Consider the following 22,671-nt stretch of genomic DNA (forward strand, 5'->3'; position numbering starts at 1 on the left):
CGCAAAAAAAGTGTCTTTGGATTTTGACTAACGGCAGATTCGGCGTTAACTTATTTATCTAATTGGATTTAAATTGTTCATCGGCTGTTGAAAGAGGATTGCGCCGGCAAAGTGCGGTGGCGATCGCCCTGATTCATTGCGCCAGGCGGCGCAATTTTGTTTTTAAAACGGCCGTTGCGGAAATGATTTGAGGTAATGAGATGGCAAAATTTTCTCCGCCGCCGGGAACTGCGGATATCTTTCCGGCCGAGACCGTTCAATGGCTGGAACTGGAAAATACCGCCCGGAAAGTGTTCGCTTCCTATGGGTATGGCGAACTGCGGACGCCGGTTTTCGAATATACCGAAGTTTTCCAGCGCGGGCTCGGCAACGAGACCGAAGTGGTGCGCAAGGAGATGTATACTTTCGAGGACCGCGGCGGCCGCAGCCTGACCTTGCGGCCGGAAGGAACCGCCGGGGTGATGCGCGCTTTGCTGAACACCGATGTGCTCAATGGCACTGAGCAGCGGGTTTTTTATATGGGGCCGATGTTCCGCGGCGAACGTCCGGCCGCCGGCCGCCGCCGGCAGTTCCATCAAGTCGGCGTGGAAAATGTCGGGCGGGTGGCGCCGGAGTTGGATGCCGAAAACATCGCCATGCTGATGGATTATCTGGCGCGGATCAAAATCACCGGCGCTGAACTGCGGATCAATACGCGCGGCATCCAAAGCGATCGCGGCCCGGCCGGCGAGGCGCTGCGGCGGTATTTTTCACAGCATATCGATTCGATGTGCGAGGATTGCAGGCAGCGGCTCCACAACAATATCTGGCGGATTCTCGACTGCAAACAGGAAAATTGCCGCCGGATCATTGCCGGGGCGCCGAGTTATCTGGAATTTTTCAGCGCCGATTCGCGGCGCTATTTCGATACCGTCTGCCGGACGCTGGACGCATTGCAGGTCGCCTATGTGATCGATCCGTTGCTGGTGCGCGGTTTGGATTACTATGTGCATACCGTCTTTGAAATCGTCCATTCCGGTCTCGGCGCCCAGACGGCGATCGCCGGCGGCGGCCGCTATGAACTGTTGCTGCCGGAGCAGTCGCGGCCGATGGTCGGCGTCGGTTTTGCCGCCGGGATGGAACGGCTGCTGCTGGTGCGGGAAGCTCTGGCGGTGGCGCCGGCGGCACCGCCGGCCGCGGCGATCTACCTGGTCGGTCTTGGCGAAGCGCCGCGGCTGGCGAACATGAAATTGGCGGCGGAGCTGCGCCGGGCCGGTTTCACCGTACTGACCGAAGTGGAGAATAAATCGATGAAATCGCAGATGCGGACCGCCAACCGGCTCAACGCCGCCTTCGCGGTCATCCGCGGCGAAGACGAGCTGTCCCGCGGGGCGGTGATTTGCCGCGACCTGGCTTCTTCCGAACAGCGGGAACTGCCGGAAGCGGAAGTGGCGGCCTATCTGCGACAGGCAGCAAAATGACAATACAACGTTACCGTTTTGTGGAACAATGGAAGGAAACAATGGTATGATCAGTAAACGGAATTTGATTTTCATCGGCGCGCCGGGCGCCGGCAAAGGCACCTTTTCGGCGCTGCTGACCAGGGAGTATCCGCTGGCGCATATTTCCACCGGCGATATTTTGCGCGGGGAAATCAAACGCGATACCGAATTGGGCCGCCAGGCCGCCGGGCTGATGAAGGAAGGCAAGCTGGTGCCCGATCAGGTTGTCGCCGGCATGGTCCGCAACCGCCTGACTGAGAAGGATTGCGAATACGGTTTCATTCTCGACGGTTTCCCGCGGACGATCGGCCAGGCTGAACTGCTGGAAGAGGCGTTGAAATCGCTGGCGCGGAAATTGGATGCGGTAGTCTACTTCAAAGTGGATGACGACATTATCCTGCAGCGGCTGACCGCGCGGATTTCCTGCAAGAATTGCGGGGAAATCTACAACAAACTGTTCCTGCCGCCGAAACAGGACGGCGTGTGCGACAAGTGCGGCGGCGAACTGTTCCAGCGGCCGGATGACTCGCTGGAAACCGCCACGGAGCGTTTGAAGGTGTTCTATGCCAATACGCAGCCGCTGATCGATTATTATGCCGCCAAAGGTCTGTTGCTCACCATCACCGAGTTGGAAATGAACGCGGCGCTGGCCCAGCTCAAAGCGGGACTGGCCTGATTATGCCCCCGCGCAAGGATTACATCATCCATACTCCGGAGGAAATTGTCCGCATCCGCCGTGCGGCGGCGCTGACGGCCGGAGTGCGGGACGAATTGGCCAGGCTGACTCGTCCCGGGATGTCCACGTTGGAATTGGATGAACTGGCCGGTTCGCTGATCGCCCAAACCGGCGGCCGCAGCGCCTTTCTCGGCTATCACGGTTTTCCGGGGAATATCTGCATCTCCGTCAACGATGTCGTCGTTCACGGCATCGGCCGGGCAGACCTGATTTTGTCCGAGCAGGATATTGTCAGCATCGATATCGGCGTCGAAATCGACGGCGCCTGCGGGGATACCGCGCTTACCTTTGCTCTCAACGACAAACCGCCGGCCGATACGGTCCGGCTGTTGGAAAATACCCGTGCCGCTTTGATGAGCGGCATCAGGGCGGCAGTGTCCGGCAATTGCATCCGGGACATCAGCCGCGCGGTTGCCCAGGTGGCCAGACATGCCAGGCTCGGCGTGGTCGAAGATTACGTCGGCCACGGCTGCGGGATCAGGCTGCACGAACCGCCGGAAGTGCCGAATTTCGACAACGGCTACCGCGGCCCGCGGCTGGTGCCGGGGATGGTGCTGGCGATTGAGCCGATGTTCAACCTCGGTTCCCGCCGGGTCTACACCGAACCGGATCAGTGGACGGTGCGTACCGTCGACCGGAGTTTGTCGGCCCATTTCGAGCATCAGGTATTAATTACAGAACAAGAACCGGAGATTCTAACGTGGCCAAAGACGATGTAATCAGAGTGGATGGGGTGGTCAAGGAGCTGCTGCCCAATACCATGTTCAAAGTGGCGTTGCCCAGCGGACATGTGATCAATGCTCATATCAGTGGAAAAATGCGGTTGAATTTCATCCGCATCCTTCCGGGAGACAATGTAACTTTGGAGATGTCGCCTTACGACTTGACCAAGGGGCGCATTGTGTTTCGCAAGAAGTGACCGGCTCAAAATAACGTCTGCCGGGTCGAACCGGGTGGCGTTTCTGGATGGCACCGGCCTCTTCTTGAACGAAGAGGCCGGGTGCTGTTTTTTGAAAGACAATCCAAATAGAAAGTTTAAGGAAAACAGGAAGCGGAAAATGAAGATTCTCGTATTGAATGCGGGCAGTTCCTCGATGAAGTTCACATTGTTCAGCATGGAAAACGAACAGGTGCTTGCCAAGGGACAAGTGGAGCGGCTCGGTTCCGACAAGCCGAATATGATTTACAAGCGGTCTGACGGTTATGTCGAAGAGGGATTGATCAAGGAAAATACACCGGTCGGCGCACTGCGGAAGATTTGTGAGAAACTCATCGATCCGGAGCACGGCGTTTTGAAAAGTCTCTGTGAGATCGATGCGATCGGCCACCGCGTGCTGCACGGCGGCGAAAAGATTACCGCGCCGATCCGGATCGACGCGCAGGCCAAGGAGATCATCCGCGAATGTTTTCCGCTCGGACCGTTGCACAATCCGGCCAATCTCGCCGGCATCGAAGCGTGTGAAAAGGAGATGCCGGGCGTGCCGAACGTCGGCGTTTTCGATACGCAGTTCCATATGACCATGCCGCCGGAAGCCTATCTTTACGCGCTGCCCTATGAATACTACCGTAAATTCGGTATCCGCAAATACGGATTTCACGGCACCAGCCACCATTATGTGACGCTGGCGACCGCCAAATTCCTCGGCCGCTGCCCGGAAGAACTCAATTTGATCACCTGCCATCTCGGCAACGGCTGCAGCATGGCCGCCGTCCGGAAGGGCAAAGTGATCGATACGTCGATGGGCCTGACGCCGCTGGAAGGCCTGGTGATGGGCACCCGCTGCGGCGATCTCGACCCGGCCGCCGTCCTGCGGCTGCTCGAACTCGGCCACAGCCGGGAAGAGGTCGATCAGATTTTGAACAAGCAGAGCGGCTTGCTCGGAGTGGCCGGCATCGGTTCGTCCGACATGCGCGACATCATCGCTGCCGAACAGGCCGGCAATGAACAGGCGCTGCAGGCCAGGAAGATGTTCATCCGCCGGGTCGTCAAGTACATCGGCGCCTATTACGCTTTGCTGGACGGCGCCGACGCGCTGGTCTTTACCGGCGGCATCGGCGAATGGAGCGCCTATACCCGGGAACATGTGTTGTCGGCGCTCGGCTGCCTCGGCATCCGGTTCGATTCGGCCAAAAACAATGAAACGCTCGGCAAACGCGGCGTCATTTCGACTCCCGACAGCAAATTGACCGTGGTGGTGATGCCGACCGATGAGGAATTGATGATTGCCCGCAGCGTCGTGAAGACGCTCTATCCGGAGAAGTCGGCGGACTGCAATCGATAATAAATTTGGGGAGAATACCATAAAATGTCAGCAATTGATCTGTTTGTCGCCAAGGCCCAGCAGGCCGGCAAAGCCCTTGTATTGCCGGAAGGACACGATCCCAGGGTCGTCGCCGCCGCCAATATGATTCTGGAAAATCGGGTGGCTAAAAAAGTGATCGTCCTCGGCAGCGAGGAGGAAATTGCCAAGGCTTGCGCCGACGCGAAGCTTACCGGACGCAAGTTTGACGCGCTGGATTATTTGAACAGCGACCTTTTCGAGGGGTTCGCCCAGCAGTATTGCCAGATGCGCCAGAAAAAGGGCATGACGCTGGAACTGGCCCGCGAAGTGATGAAGGTGCGGATCTATTTCGGCGGCATGATGGCGCGCAGCGGCATGGTGGACGGCCTGATTGCCGGCAGTATCGCCTCGACGGCGGATATGCTGCGCGCGGCGTTTCACTGCATCGGCACGGCGCCGGGCATGAAGATCGCCAGCAGTTGTTTTATCATGGATCTGGCCAGGCCGACCGCTTCCGGCGATAGTGTGCTGTTGTTCGCCGATTGTGCGGTCAATCCGAATCCGACTGCCGAACAGTTGGTCGATATCGCGATGGCGACCAGCAATACCTATCGCGCCCTGATCGGCAAGACGCCGAAAGTGGCGTTCCTGTCGTTTTCGAGCTACGGCAGCGCCAAGCATGAAATTCTCGAAAAGGTGGTGGCGGCGACGGCGATGTTCAAAGCGAAAATCGATGTGGAAAATCTCGATATCATCGCCGACGGCGAACTGCAGGCCGATGCGGCGCTGGTGCCGTCGGTGGCGAAGAGCAAAGCGCCCGGCAGCGCGATTGCCGGCGATGCCAATGTGCTGATTTTCCCGGATCTGAATGCCGGCAATATCGCTTACAAGCTGGTGCAGCGTTTGGCCGGCGCCGGCGCCTATGGGCCGATTCTGCAGGGATTGGGGCGGCCGCTGAACGATCTGTCGCGCGGCTGCACGGCGGAAGACATCTACGGTGTGGCGGCGATTACCGTCTGCCAGGCGATCGGCCACTAAAAAAAAATTTTTGGCGATCATCGGCGCTCCGGTTCTGATAAATAAACTCAGAACCGGAGCGCCGTTGTTTTGCAAGCGAGGAGGAGAAAGGGCGGCGAGTGTAAAAACAGGGAAAAACAAGTTCGGAAATCCGCCGCCGATGTGGTCCGGCGATTATTTTCGTCGTTGTAAAAAACGGTTCAACGCGTTGATGAAATGAATGCGTTGCCGGTCCGAAAAGGGGGCCGGACCGCCGGTGACCTCACCGGCGACGCGGAGTTCGTCCAGGAGTCCGCGCATCGCCATCGCGTTTTTGATGTTCGCCGGCGTAAAGAATTCTCCCCGGGTATTCAGTACTGCCGCATTCCTGGCAATGGCGCGGTCCGCCAGTGGGATGTCGGCGGTAATCACCAGATCGCCGGGTTCAAGATGTTCGACAATCCAGTCATCCGCGCCGTCGAAGGCCTTTCCCGCGCCGATCGCTTGGAGGAATGCCGATTCCGGCAGTCGCGGCGCCTGGGCGGCAACGAAGACCGCCGTGATTTTTTCCCGCCCGGCCGCTTTGCAGAGCGCTTCCTTCAACGGACGCGGCATCGCGTCGCAATCAACCAGAATTTTCAAAGTGTCTCCTTCCCGCCGATATGGTTTTCACCGGCTCGGTCAACGAGCGGTACAGAGGGTAAAACGCCGGAAAAAAACGAACGAAAGATATGACTTTCACGGAGCTTTCACATACAAAAGAATGGTCGGGGTGAGAGGATTTGAACCTCCGGCCTCTGCGTCCCGAACGCAGCGCTCTAGCCAGGCTGAGCCACACCCCGAAAAAGAATGGTCGGGGTGAGAGGATTTGAACCTCCGGCCTCTGCGTCCCGAACGCAGCGCTCTAGCCAGGCTGAGCCACACCCCGAAAAACCATGCGCCCTTGGAGCAGGCGCATGTCTATTAAAATAACTCGGCTTTGAAAATTTTCAAACCGGCAATTAGTCTTTTTTGAGATTAATCACCACTTTCTTCAGCGAACCTTCTCCTTCGCTCTGAGTGGTGATTTCCGGGTCATCCTGCAGCGTGATATGGATGATCCGCCGGTCGTGCGCATTCATTTTCGGCAGGGTGACCGGCTGCCCCCAGCGCTTGACTTCCTTGGCGGCATCCTGCGCCTGGGAGATCAACTGTTCCTCCGGAACGCTGTTGCGGTCGCGGCGGTCGCGCCGTTCCCGGCGTTCCCTGGGTTCGCCGCGGCCTTCCGGCGCGCTGCCGTCGTCGTCACGGCGGTCTTTGCCGCCTTTGCGGGCATAACCGTCGATGTCCAGCATGATGCGCGGGCACTCTTCGTCGCCTTTGAACATGATACGGTTCAGCAGCAGTTGCAGACTTTCCAGCGTTTGACCCTTGCGGCCGATGATCCGACCGGCATCTTCCGAGGCCACTTTGATGGCCAGTTTCGAACCTTTTTCTTCCACGTTGAGCGTGGCGTCCAGCCCCAGGTAATCGAGCATGACCGCGAGGGTCTTCTGGGCTTTGGCTTTCTGATCTTCGATTTTACTGATGTCCGACATCTTTTTTGCTCCTTGACAATGCCCGAAGGCATATTCATTGGATGGGCGCCCCGCACGGGCGCCGGATTAAGGTTTTGTTACGCTTTGGCGGCAGCCGCCTTGTTGACCGAATGGCGCTGCCAATACAATTGAATGATACTGAAAATCTGGCTGACCGTCCAATACAACGTCAGGCCGCTGGGCAGATCGTAGAAGAAGAAAACCATCACCAGCGGCATGATCATCATCATCTTCTGTTGCGTCGGGTCCATGGCGCTCGGCGTGATGCGCTGCTGGAAGATCATCAGGCCGGTCATCATCAGAACCAGCGGGTTGATCGACAGATTCATGAAGCCCAGCGGCAGGACCGCCACCGTGTCCGGAGAAGCCAGATCCTTGGCCCAGAGGAAGGAAACCTGGCGCAGTTGCACCGCCGAGTTCAACGCCGAATACAAGGCCAGAAACACCGGAATCTGCAGCAGGATCGGCAGGCAGCCGCCGAGCGGATTGATCCCTTCCTCCTTGTACAGCGCCATCATCTTGGCGTTGAGAATCTGCGGCTCGTTTTTGTATTTTTCCCGCAATTCCTTGACTTTCGGCTGCACGGCGGCCATCTTTTTCATCGACGCGTTGGCCTTCTGGGTGATCGGCCAGAAGAGCAGCCGCACCAACAGCGTCAGGATGATGATGCTGCAGCCGTAAGAACCGCACAGACCTTTGAGGAAGATGAGGAAATAGAGCAGCCATTCGGCCAGAAAGCTGATCGGCCCCCAACTGGACAGGTGCATCAGCTTGGTGGTCGAGCCGTCGAACGATTTCAGTTGGGAAAGAATTTTCGGTCCGGCATAATACTTGAAATCGAAACTCTGCTGCTGGCCGGCTTCCAGCTTGACGTCGTAATAATCGGCGCCGACCATCGCCAGAAAATATTTCCGGCCGGCGTCGGTCACTTCCGCCCGCTTTTTCAACAAACCGTACGGCGTATTGCCGACCAGGATGGTCGTAAAATATTTGTTGCTCATGCTGGCCCAGCGGACGGCGGCATCCGGCATGACCGCGAAGTCTTCCGGATCGTCGTCGATGGCGATCGACTTGGTGGAATCCTTGACCGTCAGCACATCGATGGTATTGGTGTCGCTGCGGCTTTTGCGGTCGCCGGACAGAATGTGCCACGGCTGCAGATCGCCGCCACTGATAGAAAGCCGGCTGAAAACCAGCGGCCGGTCGGAGAGGTTGGTCAGGGAAAAACGGTAAACGATGGCGTAATCGCCGCTCAGAGTCCACTCCTGGGTCAGGATGAATTCGGAGCCGTCGGCCGTCGCCAGCTTGCGCTGGAGGTGATAGGTGCTGTCGTCGATTTTGCTGTTGTCGATGATCTCGACCAGTTGCCACGGCGTCGCGCCGAAAACCGACAACGCGCCGGGATGCAGCGGACTGGACATCCGGCCGTTCAGGTTGTTGTCCAGTACGATATGCTGTTCGTGGTCGGCAGTCAGATAATCCAGCAGCTCGATGGAACGGATCGCCCCGGCCGCCGGTGAAAATTCCACTTTGATCGAAGCGTTGCTGAGCGTCTGCGGCGGCAGCGCCGGCAGATTTTCCGGCACGACCGCCGGCGTTGCCGGCGACGGGGCCGCCGCTGGCGTGACCGGTTGCGGAGCGGACGGCGGGGAGGGCGGTACGGTCTGCTGCCGCGTTTCAACAGGCGGCGGCGCCATCCAGCCCATCCAGCGGCAGAACGGCGTCCATCCCAGGATGATCACTGCGCCGACGATCATTATCAATATCGTTTCACGATCAAACTTCACTGTATATTTTCCTTATGATTCGGTTCTTCAGGGTTGCCGGCCCGCTTTTTCGGCGGCACCGGATCGTAACCGCCGCGGCAAAACGGCTGGCAGCGCAACAGTCGCCAGAGGGTCAGCAGACTGCCGCGCCAGAACCCGTGCTGCTTCAGGGCTTCGGCGCCGTAATGGGAACACGTCGGCGTAAAACGGCAGCAACCGGGCAACCAGGGGGAAACGATTCGCTGGTAAAGATAGATCAATCCGAGCAGGTAGTTGGTCGGATTGCAGCATGCCTTCCATCGTGCCAGAGGCCCGCTTGCCGCAACAAATCTTGCAGTTCCCGCTGCACTTCCGGCTGTTTCCGGGCGATGATCCGCTTGCGCGGAATCATCACCAGACGCCCGGCGCAGACCGCCGGTTTCAACAGGCGGAAACTTTCCCACAGCAACCGGCGCGCCCGGTTGCGCACTACCGCCCGATGATTGAATTTCTTTCCGCATATTACGCCACAACGCAACGCTTCGTCCGGCGGCGGCGCCACCACCAGCACCAGGCAGGAGCCGACATATTTGACGCCGTTTTGCCGAACATAGTCGAAATCCGATTTGAAACGCAGTTTATCCGTTTTTTTCAGTAAATATTGCAAAACTCGGATTCCGTATTTATTTTCTTTGCCTTAACCGCCTGTTTTTTCAAAAAATGAAATCCAGCCGGAACTTCTTGCAGCAAGCGCCGGCTGGTCATATTTTCGAAAATCCGCTTCGCGGCCGGTTACGGCAGGCGACTGTTCGCTTCCAGGAAAATATGCCGTCAGGCGCTCAGAACCGCACGACCTTTTTGACGACGGCGCTTCAGCACCAGGCGGCCGCTTTTGGTTCTCATTCGGGCCATGAAGCCGATTCTGCGTTTTCTTCTTCGGTTGGACGGCTGAAACGTTCTTTTCATCTTTCAATCCTTCAATGGTTTAGAGTTTCTTCATTTCACACTTATCGTCCGCCGGCAGCCAAACAATTTCCGCCGGGAAGTCGTTCAATTAAAGAACTTGAGCCCATTAACTTAATTCAACATCGCCGATTATTCAAGCCGTCCGGGCACTTTTTTTGCGAGAATCGCGGTCCGGGGACGAAGAGAGAGGCTAAAAATTCGCCTTCCCGGCGCTTTTTTGTTGCCTTTCCGGATTGACAGCCGCCCGGCCGGCGGTATATTGCTGACGAAGCCGGCTTGTCCGGCCGGGCTGCGTCCGGGTTGGCTGGGACCGGATGCCGAGTTGCCGGGGAGCGCAGGAGGCGATTGCAACGCAGGAAAGGAAGGTGGCCTATGACCGATGAACAAGGTGAAGTCAAAGAAATTGCGGTGGAATACCGGATGAGCAGCACCTCCGACGGCCGCGGCTGGATCATTACGCCGGTACTGCATGCTTTGTCCTCGGTTCCGCGGCTGCTGATCGCTTCGCTGGAAATCGACGGGCATGAATTGGTGCCGAGTTGCCGGATCGATTTGAAGGAGGGCGATAACCGGGTGGAATTGCCGGTGATGCGGGTGCTCAGTCCGCCCGGCTGTGAACTGGAAAACGGCCGGATTTACCAATTTGTCCTGAAAATTCATTCGCGTTTCGGCGTCGAACTGATTCTCGAACAGCATTTGCCGTTGGGCTGATTTGTAAAACCTTTGGAAAACTGTATATTGAATCCGCAACGGAAGGAATGATATGACAGGCTATGAAGTAACTTCTCTGGTGGAGTTGTGTCGGGCGGCCGGCGAGATTGCTTATCGCTATTACGACGACCCGCCGCAGGAATTGAAGCAGGACCTTTCGGTGGTCACCGCGGCGGACCGGGCGATCGAACAATTTCTGGCAGCGGAATTCGACCGGCCGGAAAATGGCAGTTATCTGATCGGGGAAGAAACGGTCGGCTTGCGCGATGAAGCGTATCTGGCGGCGGCTTTGGAGGCGGAATACTGCTGGATTGTCGATCCGATCGACGGCACGGCGCCTTATGCGACCCATTTCCCGGCCTGGGGGATTTCGATCGGCCTGATGCGGCGCGGCGTGCTGAGCGACGGCGCGATTTATCTGCCGGAGCAGGACCGGCTGCTGATTACCGAAAATGAGCTGGTCTGGGAATATCGCGGGATCAGGGCCGGGCAGCCGGAGCGCCGGCCGTTCGAGTTCGTCACCCCGCCGCTGGAATCCGGCCGGCCGGTCGGAATTCCGCAGCGCTACGCCAAACACGGTGAAATTTCGTTCAGCAACCAGGTTTACGTCTGGTCCTGCTGTGTGGCCTCCTTTTACTACTTGTTCCAGGGCAAGTTGCTGGGATATTTGGTGTTTGCCAAACTCTGGGACATCGCCGCCGCGATGGCGATGCTGGCGCGCAGCAACTGGTGCATCCGCTCGACGGCCGGCCGGCCGTATGCCCTGGATTGGCGGCGCGGCGACTTCCGGCTGCAGCCGGGTGATGCGCACCGTTGGGAATTGACCAGTCCGCTGGCGATCGGGGCGACGGAGGAGATCGTTTCCTATCTTTTGGCAAATGTGAATTTGCCGGAAAAACAATAAGTTTTGGATCAGTGATTTATGGCAAAGCGAAAAGGAGCATCCCAAAGCGCCGCCGGCGGAGTATTTCTGGTCAGCCTGGGCTGTCCGAAGAATTTTGTTGATACCGAGGTGATGGCCGGCGGTCTGGTGAGCAGCGGTATCCGGTTGACTTTCGATCAGGAGGAGGCGGATACCGTCTTGATCAATACCTGTGCGTTTATCCCGGAAGCGCGGGACGAAACGGTCGATGCGATCATGGAGGCGATCGATTGGAAAGCGGCTGGAAGCGGCCGCCGGGTCGTCGTCACCGGCTGCCTGATTCAATGGGACAAGGATCAGGAGTTCCGCAGTGAGTTTCCGGAGGTCGATCTGTGGTGCGGTGTGGACGAGGTGCCGCATCTGGCCGAACGGCTGCGGGAGTTGCGGCGGTCGCCGGCCGGGGCGTTGCCGGAAGTGTTCAGTTGTGCCGAACCGGCTTACCTGTACGACGAAACGACGCCGCGGCTGCAGTTGACTTTGCCGCACCTGGCCTATCTGAAAATTGCCGACGGCTGCGACAACCGCTGCAGTTATTGCAGCATCCCGAATATTCGCGGCAGTCTGCGCAGCCGTTCGATCGGCTCGGCGGTGGCGGAGGCGGAAAATTTGCGGCGGAATGGCGTCAGGGAACTGATCGTCATCGCCCAGGATGTCACCGCTTTCGGCCATGACCGGCAGGATGGGACGACGTTGGCCGGACTGCTCCGGGAATTGGACCGGCTGCCGGGAAAATTCTGGATCCGTCTGCTGTACACCCATCCGGCCCATTTCACCGATGAATTGATCGAAGTGCTGGCGTCGTCGAACCATGTGTTGCCCTACCTGGATATCCCGCTGCAGCATATCGACGATGGAATTTTGCGCCGGATGGGGCGCAAAGTGACGCGGGGGCAGGTGGAAATGCTGCTGTCGCGTCTGCGGCAGGCGATTCCGGAGCTGACCTTGCGGACGACGTTCATCACCGGTTTTCCGGGCGAAGGCGACCGGGAATATGAAGCGTTGAAGGAGTTCGTCGGCCGGATGAAGTTCGAACGGCTCGGTGTATTCGCCTATTCGCCGGAACCGAATACGCCGGCGGCAGATTTTCCGGAGCAGGTCGATCTGGAAGTTGCCGAACAGCGGGCGGCGGAGCTGCTGGATTTGCAGCAGGCGTTGTCGCAGCGGTACAATGAGGCTTGGGTCGGCCGGGAACTGGAAGTGCTGGTCGATGCGGTGGAAGGGTGCCGGGCGACGGCGCGGAGCCGGATGGATGCGCCGGAAATCGACAATATCGTAACCGTGAAGGCTTCGCGGGAGTTGCGGCCGGGCGGCTTTTACAAGGTCAGGATTACCGGTGGCGACGAATTCGATCTGACGGCGGAATTATAAGCGGTGGAAAGGAGAGAGACAATGAAACGGAATCTGCCGAATATCCTGACGGTGGCGCGTATCGTTCTGATTTTCATCTTTTTGATTTTGGCGGCCAATGCCGGGGATGTCGACAGTACGACGCTGTCGACCCGGGATCTGGTGATTCGGATCATTGCCGGCTGCCTGGCGATTATCGCCGGGGCGACTGATTTTCTCGACGGTTATCTGGCGCGCCGCTGGAAGGTGGTGACCGATTTCGGCGCCCTGATGGATCCGCTGGCCGATAAAATTTTCGTGACGGCGACGATGCTGATCGTCGTGGAATTCCGGTTGATGCCGGCCTGGATTGCGGTGGTGGTGATCTCCCGGGAGTTCATGGTGACCGGCTTGCGGATGCTGGCGGTGAAAAAGGGGGTGGTGATCAGTGCCGACCGCTGGGGAAAGTTGAAGACGGCGATGCAGATGGTCATGCTGTTCCTGGCCGGGATTTCCTGGGTCAATCTCTATGATCTGCGGGTCGATGTGGTGTGGGGAATCCGGCTGTGGTATGTCTGGCTGGTATTTTTGTGGGCGATCGCGTTGATTACCGTCGGTTCCGGCCTCGGATATTTCATCAAATACCGGGCGCTGATCCGGCCGGACGAGCCGGTGGAAAACAATTGAAAAAATCGAATCCCGATTTGCCAAACGGTGAATCGGGATTATATTAAACCCATTCTATATGCCGGAGAGGTGGCCGAGTGGTCGAAGGCGCAGCATTGGAAATGCTGTGTACGGGAAACTGTACCGTGGGTTCGAATCCCACCCTCTCCGCCATTTTGTTTTATCCAACTGAGAGTAAGTGGTTGCGGCAGCTTGTGGTGAGACTGTCGTCGCTGGGATAACTGTTGCAGAAACCTTGTTGCCAGGAAGGATGCCGGGCGATTTCAGCCGCCACAATTCTTCGCGTCCGGCGTTGGCTCGGAAAGGACCGGAAAAATCGATTATTTCGCCGTCTTTTGCAGCTTTGCCACTTTGGGCGTTTTCGTCGGTTTGGGCCGGCGGGGCGGCGGTTGCGGCGGCGCTGGTTGCCGGATGCCTCTCAGCGGCCAGTAACGGCGGGCCAGCCGCGGCAGTTCGATGGTCGATTGGGGTTCTACTTCGGGCAGCCTGACCGCGTTGCGCGGAATCGCGCCGGATTTGAACAGCGCCAGTTTGGCCGCCGCCGGACCGATCAATTCATACAGAATGGAGGACGCCAGAACGATGGTGAGCATGGTGTTGCCGACTTCCGGCGATAGGATTCGCTGCCCCATGAAAGCCAGGCCGATCGCCACGCCGGCTTGCGGAATCAGTGCCAGCCCCAGGTAATTTTTGATTTCCCGGCTGCTGCCGACCGCGGCACAGCCGAAATAAGCGCCCAGGTATTTGCCGGCGATCCGGATCAGGAAATAGGATACCCCGATCAGGCCGACCGACCCGAGGATCCGCAGGTCGAAGCTCATACCGGAAACGATGAAGAAAATCGACATCACCGGCGGCGTGAAGCGGTTGATCTGCTTGAACAGCGTCTTATCCCGCGTCAGGTTGATGTACGTGGCGCCGAAAACCATGCAGGCGAGCAGTGGGGAAATTTCGAAAACATCGCACAAGCCTGAAATGCCGAGCAGCATGGCCAGCGCCAGGATCAGCCGGTTTTCCCGGCTGCGCTGCGGGGTGAGCAATTTGCTCAGGATGAGCCCGCAGAGAAAACCGATGCCGAGGGCGGCGAGGTTGTAGACGATTGGCAGCAGGATTCCGGCCAGCGATACTTCGCCCCGCGTATTCTCCAGCGCCATCACCGCGCTGAAAGCGAGCAGGCAGATGACGTCGTCCAACGCCACCACCTGCAGCAGCGTATTGACGAATTCCCCCTTGGCGCGGTACTGGTTGATGGTCATCATGGTGCTGGCCGGGGCGGTGGCGGTGGCGATCGCCCCCAGCAGCATCGAAAACAGCCAATCCAGGTTCAGCACCCAGTGCATGAACAGCATGATCAGAATGCCGGCCAGCAGCGCTTCCGCCGCGGTCACGACGACAATTTTGGCCCCCGTCTGCTTCATCACCTCTTTTTTGAAGAATTTGGCGACGCCGAACGCGATGAAAGCCAGCGCAATGTCGGAGACAAACCCCATGTCATGGATCACATGGCGCGGCACCGCATTCAGCACGCAGGGTCCCAGCAGAATCCCGGCCAGAATGTAGCCGGTGACGTTGGGGAGTTTGGCCAGCTTGGTCAGGCGGGTCACCAGAAAACCGGAAAACAGAATCAGCGACAACGCGACTAGAATCACCGTGGCGTTGTTGAAGTGATCGTAAAATGAACTGATGGCTATCGTCGGCATTCGTGGTTCCTGTTGAAAAATTCAATGTTTCGGGAAGAATCGTTTTACCGGTTCCTCCAGCGCCTTGCCCAGTTTGCCGGCCGCCTTGCGGGTCAGCTTGCGTTTGCCGTTTTCATAATCGCTGATTGCCGCTTGCGCAATGCCGGATTTCCTGGCGAGTTCGGATTGAGTCAATTCGTGTTTCAGACGAATGGCGGCCAGCCTTTCGCCGGGCGTTTCCGGCGGTAGCGGCATGGCTTCGCCGCCGCTGACGACTTCGAGGTCAAAATGTTTTTTCAGGCAATCGAAAACCTCGCTGCCGCCTTCGCCGTTCAGCGCGATTTCCGTATATGGCGACTTGATTACAAGCAGCATACAGACGTCCCCTGTGGTTAAAATATATCGTATAATATCACAAAATATATTACTTTCAAGCTGGAAATTTATTTAATTTCGACTGTTTGACGGTTAAGCCGTCGTTTGGCGGGAAGCGTTGAACTCGAAAGTATTGGGGCACGGAGATTTTGAGCACACACCATGAATACGGTCAATTCAGATTTGCAAAACAACCGGAAAATGATATGATAATGAAGGGGATAATTTGGTCGCTTTTCAATGGTCCGAAAATCATTTTTCGACGGGAAAATGGTAATTTTAACTTTCCGGGAGGAGAAGTGTAATGAAAAAGTTTCTTTGGGCGGCGGTCTGGGTGGCGGCGGTCTGGGGCGGCGATCCGCTGACGATGCAGGCGGAAACGGTTGAGCCGGTCGCTTCATTTCAGGGAATGCAGGTGACCGGCATCGCCGTCGCCGACGATGGAAGGATGTTTGTCAATTTTCCAAGATGGCGGGAAGGGGTACCGTATTCGGTCATGGAAATCGGCAGGGACGGGGCCCGGAAGCCTTATCCCGACCCGGCGACCAACGCCTGGGAGATCGGCGATGAAGTCGTGCCGGATCGTTTCATCTGCGTGCAGTCGGTGGTCGCCCACGGTGGCCGGCTGTATGTGCTCGACACCAAAAATCCGCTGATGAAAGGCATTGTCGCGCCGCCGACGATTTATGTTTACGACCTGAATACGGATGCCTTGGTCAGGACCTACCCGTTGACGGAAGCGGTTCACTTGAATTCCTATGTCAACGATTTGCGCGTCGACGACAAAAACGACAAAATTTATCTGACCGATTCCGGCGCGCCGGGGCTGATCGTCCTGGATCTTGTTTCAGGCGGGAATTACCGGCTGCTCGATCATCATCCGTTCACGACCGCTGAAGTGGATCAACTGACGATCGGCGGGGTGAAATACGCCGGCAGGGTGCATGCCGACGGCATTGCGCTGGACCGCGAACACGACATCCTTTATTTTCATCCGCTTTCCGGCTATACGCTGTACGGCATTCCGACCGGACAGCTGATCGAGCGCCGGATTGATGAGAAAAATATTTTCAAGCTGAAAACGCCCGCGCCCGACGGCATGATCATGGCGGAAAACGGCGACCTTATTATGGGGGACCTGGAAAAGAATGCGATTGTTTACCTGACGCCGGACCGGAAGGAATTGCGGACTCTGGCGGCCGATGGCGGTATTTGCTGGCCGGATACCTTCGCGATCTATGACGGCTTTCTGTATTTTACCAACTCGCGCATTCATGAAGCGCAGGGGGATATTTCGCGGATGGTATTTTCCGTCGACCGGGTTGCACTGCCGGATAACCAGAAAATTTTTGAGAAGGAGGGAGCGTTATGAAAGTACTGTTGCTGAATGGAAGCCCGCACCGGGATGGTTGTGTATTCACCGCGCTGAGCGAGGTCGCCGAGGCGTTGCGGAGCAATGGCGTGGAATCGGAATTCTTTCAGATCGGCAACCGGGCGGTCCAGGGCTGTATCGGCTGTCTGCACTGTGCCGACGGCAACGACGGCTGCGTATTCAAGGAGCCGCTTTATACCGAGCTGGTGGCGCAATGCCGGGGCTGTGACGGCATTGTGATCGGGGCGCCGGTTTATTATGCCGGACCGCCGGGAAGCCTCTGTGCGCTCCTCGACCGGTTGTTCTTTTCGGCGGGAAAATATTTGAAATATAAGCCGGGCGCCTGTGTGGTCAACTGCCGGCGCGGCGGAGCGAGCGCCGCTTTCGACCGGCTGAACAAATATTTTACGATCAATCAGATGCCGGTGGCGTCATCGCAGTATTGGAACTCGACGCACGGTTTTACGCCCGACGAAGTCCGCCGTGATCTGGAAGGGCTGCAGACGATGCGGACGCTCGGCAACAACCTGGCTTATCTGTTGAAGAGTGTTGCGAAGGCGGAGGTGGTACGTCCGGAACCGGAAGAACCGGTCTATACCAATTTTATCGGAACGACTCAATAGTACGGCATTTCTTGCAACCGTAAAGTGACGCCTTGCTCCATCTGGGAGGAATAAGTCAGTTTCGACCGGTAAATATTTGCTTTCCTGCGGCAGATGGTTTCGCCGCTCTTGCCGTTGATTGGAAGCGTCGATGCGTTGGAGTCTGAAAACGCCCGCCGGCGGCTGTGATCCGGTGTGGGGGTAGCCTTGATGCCGTTCAGGCGTAATGGTTCCGATGTCATTGCGGCTCAGGCTGAAAAATCAACGAAAGTCAGGTTGACTTCCGCTTCCGGAAGGCAACCTGACTTTCTGAAGTTATCGGTCCAGTTTCCGGTAGAAATAGAGTGCCATTGAACGCGGCTCTGACAGCTCCACCGGAAATTCCGCCAATTCATTGCCGGAAACGGTGACCTTTTCTCCCCGGAAGCACTCCAGCTCGTAGTGCTTTTCCGGATTGATATTCCGTAAATCAAGCGTGCGCCGGGTTTCGTCACCGTCCGGCCGGCGGAAAACAGCGAAGAATCCCGAACCCTTTTCCGGCGCATGGCATTGATAGGCGTAAAAATTCCGGCGCGACTCCGGCGCCGGAGTCAGCAAGTGGAAATCGAAGTAAAAATATGCCATCATCCGCTTCGCCGTCTCCAGAACTTCCCGGTACCACTTGAAGTCGAACCCGTCGTTCACTTCGCCCATGCCGGCGTTCACTCCCGAAGCTACTCCGGAAAAAACGCCGTAATCGTCGCCTGAAATCACCGTCGTGCCGCCGGCATGCAGCGGCACCCATTCGGAAAGGTAGGGAATCTCATTGTGGTTGGCTTCACTGCAGTCGTACATGGGCCGTCCCAGCATATCGGAACGGAAGAGGCAGATACTGCGTGAGTTGGTTTCAAAATCAATGCGGCGGCCGCCCGAGGCGCAATTGTCAATCAGCATGTCGGGGAAACGCTCGCGCAATGTATCCCAGAAACGGTACAAGCCGGCAATGTATTTCATCTCGGTTACCCCCACCCGGTCGGGCGCGTCGTTGTCGGCCCAGAAGGGGATGGTGTTGAAGTTGAAGTCCTGACGATAATAGTCGATTCCCTCTTCACGCACCAGCCGTTCCACTTCGCCGATCGCCCAGTCACAAGCGGCCTCGTTTCCCAGATTCAGCAGGAGATTGCCGTCATCGGCCGGCGTGGTCAGCAGCCACTCCGGATGTTCCGCCGCCACCGGGGTTCCCGGCATCACCCGTTCGATTTCCACCCACAGCAGAAATTTCATTCCGGCCCGGCGGATCGCCTCGGCCACGGGAAGGAAACCGCCGGGATGGGGAACCCGGTTCACCCGCCAATTGCCCACCGTGCAAGCCCAATCGCTCGCACCATACTCCGTTGGAGAAACCGGCCGGTCAACGCCGAACCAGCCGGCATCCACCCAGAAAGTGTCGAAAGGCAATTCGTAGCGTTCCTTCTGATCGATTATCTGCATCATTCCATCGGAGGACTGCCCTCCCCAGGCGAAACGCGGCAACGGCGTTTGCATCACACTGCCGTCGGCCCGGCGGGGCGAATGATACTTTAGCAGAAAACGCCGCAATTGATTCTGGCCGTCCTCTACACTCATGCCCTGGCGGTGATGAATGAATATCGACGGCTGGCGCAGACACTCGCCGGGAAGCACCCGGAAGTGGGTCTTCGGCATCCCGGCTTCGATCAGGAGCTGGTCGTCGCCGTGCCGCAAATCGGCATACCATGCGCCGCTCCAGCCGATGCCGAAATTGAGACCTTCCGTTTCCGTGACATCCACGCCGAAAAAAGGCAGCCAAGCCGCCGAACTGCGTCCCTCGTCGGTATCCAGCCGCCAATGATTTTCCGGATAACGCGGCCGCAGCCACACCGTTCCCCGGGTGAAATCGCTCTGCGCGTTCTTGCTGCCCACTGTCCGGCGCAATGCCACGTCACGCTGTGGAAACCTGCAATCGAATGCGTATGGATGGGACAGATAACCTGTTGAGCGGTCTTCCAGAGCCAGGCGCAGCGAGAGCGACCGGAAATCGTCGATTATCCGGCTGGGCTGCGCTCCCGGGTTCAATACCTCCGGCAACCATTCGATCACCGGGAAATCACGATAGACCGTCACCGTAGTGCGCACGGTCAAAGTCCCATCGGCATCGGTTTCTTCCATTTGCCAGCGTGTCAGTTCGGACGTTTCCGCCAACTGCCGGACTTCGCGCCGCGCCGTCGTCATCTCGCCGCCACCGTCATAAACGAAAGCCGCCGCCGGCCGAAACTCGAAAGCGGCGAAATCTGGAGCGGCCAGCTTCCGGCCGTCCGCCAGCGTTACCGCCGGATCGCACCAATTAAAATTGGCCATCGGCGGAATTCCGGGGAAGTCCGCCGGCAACGCAGTATCGAGCGACCGCAGCCTGATCGCGGTTGCACCGTTCAAATCCGCTTGCAGAAGGAAGGGCGCCTGGTCGCCCCGCAGCTCCGGCGACCGGGCCAGCTCCCGCCCGGCGTCGTCTTCGACGATGAAGCGAGCCAGCGAATGAAACGGCAAACCGGCCTGAACTCCGACCCAGGCCTTGAAACGCTTTCCCGGCGACGGAAGATGCAGGACCAAAAGACTCTGGGCATGATCGCCCCAGCCGGCCCCATAACTCCGCTCGCCGATCTTCAAAGGCGCTCCGCCCACGGAACAGCCGCACCGCACTACACTTCCCCAGCCGATCCGCCGGGTTTCGATCGCCGCTCCCTTTGCCGGCTTCAGAATCGAATTCGCCGTCGCCTCGATAAAGTTTTCCAACTGCATGAATACCCCCATTGAATTGCTGCGTTCGGAAATTCACTATCCACATCTCATATGCTGGATGCCGCCGTCTTTATTTTAACCGTTCCCGGATTTTCTCGATATAAGAATCGGCCAGATTCGTTTCATAAGTCTTACTCAATACTTCTTTCATGGCTTCGGCGGCGGTTTCCTGCGCCGCCGGACTCTTCTGCGCCAGTTCGAGGATACGCCAATCCTGGATGCCCCGGAACCAGGCAAGCTGACGGACGCTGGCCTGCGGGCCGCGGCTTCCTTCATAGATGACCGAGTAATCGCTGCGGTCATTGTCGAAATCATCCCACATGGAGGCGTTTGCTCCATAGCCGACATCATCGTAACTCCAGTACCCGGCACCGATCCCGCCGCGCTGCAGCGCCCGCCACAGCATCAGCCGGTACGACGCATACGGCGAATAGGTACGGTTGCTGACCGCATAGAACAACAGTTCCTGCGGTTTGCGGCCGCCTTCGCGAATCGTTTTCATCTGTTCGGGGATGGCGCCAAAAGAAGGCGACCACAAATTGACATACGGATTCATCATATCCAGAACCTGAAGTGGAATTCCGTCATAGAAGGTACAGAATATTTTCTGCTTCGGAGCATGTTTGGCTATAAGTCTGGCCAGCGGCAGAATATTTTTTGCCCGCGCCATATCGGGCTCATCGGTGATATACCACCCATAATTCGATTCGTCGATGCCTTGAGCGGCAAGATATTCGCGAATTTGTGTCAATACCTGCAGAAAATTCCGTTCCACGATTTCCCCGCTGACTTTTCCATACCCGTAACCATTCAGTGTATCAGGCGCAGGGACCACCATATAGATTTGATCTTTGACTCCGAACACCCCGATCAGCCGGTCCATTTCACGAAAATCCGGCGCTCCGATCAGATTCCCCGACTCATCAGTTTCAAGGGACAGTCCCGATGGGCAGATCAAATGTACGTTCGAACCATTCCGCTTCTGATCCAGCAGCACGGCGTGGCGATAAGCGTCACTTTGTCCATAACCGCTCACTGACATGTAATTGTAGTAGTGAAAATTCAAGGAGTATGGCTTGCCGTCGCGCGGCAATTCGACCGGCATGATCTGCAGCTCCACGGGCACCGTTTTCGCCCATGCTCTTTCGACCGTCGGTTTGATCTGCAGGCTGAAAGTCCAGTTTCCGGGTTCCAATGCGGCGGTATCGATGGTCAGATAGATGATCTCATTTTCCCCTTGACGGCAATCAATTATGTCGTGAATGTCCACGTCGGCCAAAGCGTCGCGCTGAGTGGAGCCGGTACGCAACGCGGTCTCGACAAGCCGCCGGACGGCAACGGCATCCTCCGGCCGGACCTGCCGGTTTTCGTCCGTGGCGGCGACGATTTTCGAAAGCTCGACCCGGAAGCGTACTGCCTTGTCCCAGGCATTGCCAATCCCGACCGCCAGTGTAACGACTTCACCGTGCAATGCCGTCAGCTCGAAATTCCGATGCGAGGCTTCCGGCAGCGGCAGAAATGTCGATTGGGGAACTTGCCATGGGTTGGCAGGCCAGACATAAAATTTTCTTTGGGATAATTTTCCCGGATCGCCCGCCGGGTTTCCTGGGCGAGCTTTGCCAGAAATCCATTGTAGTCGTCGGCATTGCGGATGTTTTCGGACTGCGTCGCGAGTTCCCGGTACATCTCCCTGACTTTCGGCTGCCGGGCGTTGTTCAGCGGGGACTCCGACAGTTCCGCCCGCGCGCCATCCTGAAAACTCCCGACGACCAGCACCGGAAATTCATCGCGTTGGTGAAAACTGCCGCCCAGCGGCATCAGCGACTGGTAATGATCTTTGCCGTTGGCCGCTACCCGACACACATTCATGGCGATCCGGTCACCGCTTTTCAACCCGTCCCATAATCCGATCGATTCCAGTGGAATCTTGATTTCCGCTGTGTAGCCGGCATCGCTTTCCACCATGGCGAACGGCCATGGAAACGCATAATCCGCCGGATTGCTGATCCCGATTTCCGATTGCGACTTGCCAAACGGATCAATGCTGAAATGGTAATATAATTTTTCTTTTACCTTGGGGGCGATAAATATTTCTATTGTTTCGTAATCATAATGGAATATGTCATCTTCTGCCGGAGGAGTCAATTCTTCGGGCACAGTCACTTTGCAGGCGACATAAATGGATTTGCCGTCGGTGAACATGAATGCTTCGGTCGCGGGATCGGCCGGGCGGGCGGCATCGTTAGCGCTGAGTTTATCAAAACGGGCATCTTGGTATAGCACCTCATCCAATCTGCCGTCCACCTCCAGTCGGCCGGACAGCAGCGGCAATTCGGCGACTTCCGCCGCGCCGGCCATCATGCCGAAGACCATCGATAATCCCCATGCCAATTGCTTCAACCGATTCATGACAATAATCTC

24 protein-coding genes and 3 tRNA genes are annotated in these 22,671 nt (G+C 57.4%); 13 read left to right on the top strand and 14 right to left on the bottom strand.

Annotation, left to right across the window (positions count from 1 at the left end):
- The first annotated feature begins 200 nt into the window (after positions 1–200).
- The 6 genes from hisS to pta all read left to right on the top strand — a co-directional run bounded on the left by hisS (position 201) and on the right by pta (position 5,537).
- A complete protein-coding gene (hisS, locus tag HWX74_RS09560) occupies positions 201–1,460 on the top strand; it encodes a histidine--tRNA ligase (protein WP_176013321.1) in 1,260 nt (419 codons plus the stop codon).
- 46 nt (positions 1,461–1,506) lie between these two features.
- Positions 1,507–2,157: an adenylate kinase gene (locus HWX74_RS09565; protein ID WP_176013322.1), complete on the top strand. Its 651-nt coding sequence runs from the start codon at positions 1,507–1,509 to the stop codon at positions 2,155–2,157.
- Between the two features lie 2 nt (positions 2,158–2,159).
- A complete protein-coding gene (gene map / locus HWX74_RS09570) occupies positions 2,160–2,936 on the top strand; it encodes a type I methionyl aminopeptidase (protein WP_176013323.1) in 777 nt (258 codons plus the stop codon).
- Entirely contained in the window at positions 2,918–3,136 is a 219-nt protein-coding gene (gene infA / locus HWX74_RS09575; protein ID WP_176013324.1) for a translation initiation factor IF-1, read from the top strand. The genes map and infA overlap by 19 nt, the downstream gene beginning before the upstream one ends.
- Positions 3,137–3,275: 139 nt before the next feature.
- Complete coding sequence (locus HWX74_RS09580) at positions 3,276–4,499, top strand: acetate/propionate family kinase (protein WP_176013325.1); 1,224 nt, start codon at positions 3,276–3,278, stop codon at positions 4,497–4,499.
- A gap of 24 nt (positions 4,500–4,523) precedes the next feature.
- A complete protein-coding gene (gene pta / locus HWX74_RS09585) occupies positions 4,524–5,537 on the top strand; it encodes a phosphate acetyltransferase (RefSeq protein ID WP_176013326.1) in 1,014 nt (337 codons plus the stop codon).
- A gap of 153 nt (positions 5,538–5,690) precedes the next feature.
- Here the strand turns inward: pta and HWX74_RS09590 are convergent, their stop codons facing one another.
- From HWX74_RS09590 to rpmH, 8 genes are all read right to left on the bottom strand, one after another.
- A complete protein-coding gene (locus tag HWX74_RS09590; protein WP_176013327.1) occupies positions 5,691–6,137 on the bottom strand; it encodes a YaiI/YqxD family protein in 447 nt (148 codons plus the stop codon).
- A 122-nt stretch (positions 6,138–6,259) separates the two neighbouring features.
- Positions 6,260–6,337 (bottom strand) — tRNA-Pro (locus HWX74_RS09595).
- 8 nt (positions 6,338–6,345) lie between these two features.
- Positions 6,346–6,423 (bottom strand) — tRNA-Pro (locus tag HWX74_RS09600).
- 73 nt (positions 6,424–6,496) lie between these two features.
- Positions 6,497–7,072, bottom strand: a complete 576-nt coding sequence (locus HWX74_RS09605) for a R3H domain-containing nucleic acid-binding protein (RefSeq protein WP_176013328.1) — start codon at positions 7,070–7,072, stop codon at positions 6,497–6,499.
- A gap of 77 nt (positions 7,073–7,149) precedes the next feature.
- On the bottom strand, positions 7,150–8,859 hold the full coding sequence (yidC, locus tag HWX74_RS09610) for a membrane protein insertase YidC (RefSeq protein WP_176013329.1): 1,710 nt from the start codon (positions 8,857–8,859) through the stop codon (positions 7,150–7,152).
- Complete coding sequence (gene yidD, locus HWX74_RS09615; RefSeq protein WP_176014582.1) at positions 8,856–9,107, bottom strand: membrane protein insertion efficiency factor YidD; 252 nt, start codon at positions 9,105–9,107, stop codon at positions 8,856–8,858. Before yidD ends, yidC begins: the two co-directional genes overlap by 4 nt.
- Entirely contained in the window at positions 9,095–9,484 is a 390-nt protein-coding gene (gene rnpA / locus HWX74_RS09620) for a ribonuclease P protein component (protein ID WP_176013330.1), read from the bottom strand. Before rnpA ends, yidD begins: the two co-directional genes overlap by 13 nt.
- Positions 9,485–9,648: 164 nt before the next feature.
- On the bottom strand, positions 9,649–9,783 hold the full coding sequence (rpmH, locus tag HWX74_RS09625) for a 50S ribosomal protein L34 (protein ID WP_176013331.1): 135 nt from the start codon (positions 9,781–9,783) through the stop codon (positions 9,649–9,651).
- A 372-nt stretch (positions 9,784–10,155) separates the two neighbouring features.
- Between rpmH and HWX74_RS09630 the strand changes: the two genes are divergently transcribed.
- The 5 genes from HWX74_RS09630 (at position 10,156) to HWX74_RS09650 (ending at position 13,582) form a co-directional block, all read left to right on the top strand.
- Positions 10,156–10,494 (top strand): hypothetical protein, encoded by a 339-nt coding sequence (locus tag HWX74_RS09630; protein ID WP_176013332.1) that lies wholly within the window; start codon positions 10,156–10,158, stop codon positions 10,492–10,494.
- Positions 10,495–10,546: 52 nt separating this feature from the next.
- Positions 10,547–11,398, top strand: coding sequence for an inositol monophosphatase family protein (locus tag HWX74_RS09635; protein WP_176013333.1), 852 nt, complete (start codon positions 10,547–10,549; stop codon positions 11,396–11,398).
- 18 nt (positions 11,399–11,416) lie between these two features.
- Positions 11,417–12,784, top strand: coding sequence for a 30S ribosomal protein S12 methylthiotransferase RimO (gene rimO / locus HWX74_RS09640; protein WP_176013334.1), 1,368 nt, complete (start codon positions 11,417–11,419; stop codon positions 12,782–12,784).
- 21 nt (positions 12,785–12,805) lie between these two features.
- On the top strand, positions 12,806–13,429 hold the full coding sequence (gene pgsA / locus HWX74_RS09645) for a CDP-diacylglycerol--glycerol-3-phosphate 3-phosphatidyltransferase (protein ID WP_176013335.1): 624 nt from the start codon (positions 12,806–12,808) through the stop codon (positions 13,427–13,429).
- Between the two features lie 63 nt (positions 13,430–13,492).
- Positions 13,493–13,582: transfer RNA gene (locus HWX74_RS09650), tRNA-Ser, on the top strand.
- Between the two features lie 167 nt (positions 13,583–13,749).
- Here HWX74_RS09650 and HWX74_RS09655 read toward each other — a convergent pair.
- Positions 13,750–15,129 (bottom strand): cation:proton antiporter, encoded by a 1,380-nt coding sequence (locus HWX74_RS09655; protein WP_176013336.1) that lies wholly within the window; start codon positions 15,127–15,129, stop codon positions 13,750–13,752.
- A gap of 21 nt (positions 15,130–15,150) precedes the next feature.
- The gene (locus HWX74_RS09660) at positions 15,151–15,483 is read right to left on the bottom strand and encodes a helix-turn-helix domain-containing protein (protein WP_176013337.1); all 333 of its coding nucleotides are present in this window, start codon (positions 15,481–15,483) and stop codon (positions 15,151–15,153) included.
- A gap of 304 nt (positions 15,484–15,787) precedes the next feature.
- Here HWX74_RS09660 and HWX74_RS09665 point away from each other — a divergent pair, with 304 nt between their 5' ends.
- Together HWX74_RS09665 and HWX74_RS09670 are read left to right on the top strand one after the other, a co-directional pair.
- Positions 15,788–16,855, top strand: a complete 1,068-nt coding sequence (locus HWX74_RS09665; RefSeq protein ID WP_176013338.1) for an L-dopachrome tautomerase-related protein — start codon at positions 15,788–15,790, stop codon at positions 16,853–16,855.
- Positions 16,852–17,478: a flavodoxin family protein gene (locus HWX74_RS09670; RefSeq protein WP_176013339.1), complete on the top strand. Its 627-nt coding sequence runs from the start codon at positions 16,852–16,854 to the stop codon at positions 17,476–17,478. The genes HWX74_RS09665 and HWX74_RS09670 overlap by 4 nt, the downstream gene beginning before the upstream one ends.
- Here the strand turns inward: HWX74_RS09670 and HWX74_RS20010 are convergent.
- From HWX74_RS20010 to HWX74_RS09685, 4 genes are all read right to left on the bottom strand, one after another.
- A complete protein-coding gene (locus tag HWX74_RS20010; protein ID WP_217704917.1) occupies positions 17,472–17,699 on the bottom strand; it encodes a hypothetical protein in 228 nt (75 codons plus the stop codon). The genes HWX74_RS09670 and HWX74_RS20010 overlap by 7 nt on opposite strands.
- Positions 17,700–17,772: 73 nt before the next feature.
- The gene (locus HWX74_RS09675; RefSeq protein ID WP_176013340.1) at positions 17,773–20,250 is read right to left on the bottom strand and encodes an alpha-galactosidase; all 2,478 of its coding nucleotides are present in this window, start codon (positions 20,248–20,250) and stop codon (positions 17,773–17,775) included.
- Between the two features lie 70 nt (positions 20,251–20,320).
- The gene (locus tag HWX74_RS09680; protein WP_176013341.1) at positions 20,321–21,721 is read right to left on the bottom strand and encodes a hypothetical protein; all 1,401 of its coding nucleotides are present in this window, start codon (positions 21,719–21,721) and stop codon (positions 20,321–20,323) included.
- Between the two features lie 5 nt (positions 21,722–21,726).
- Positions 21,727–22,659 (bottom strand): sugar-binding protein, encoded by a 933-nt coding sequence (locus HWX74_RS09685; RefSeq protein WP_176013342.1) that lies wholly within the window; start codon positions 22,657–22,659, stop codon positions 21,727–21,729.
- Positions 22,660–22,671 lie beyond the last annotated feature (12 nt).

Origin of the sequence: Victivallis sp. Marseille-Q1083, assembly GCF_903645315.1 — a bacterium.
GTDB lineage: Bacteria > Verrucomicrobiota > Lentisphaeria > Victivallales > Victivallaceae > UMGS1518.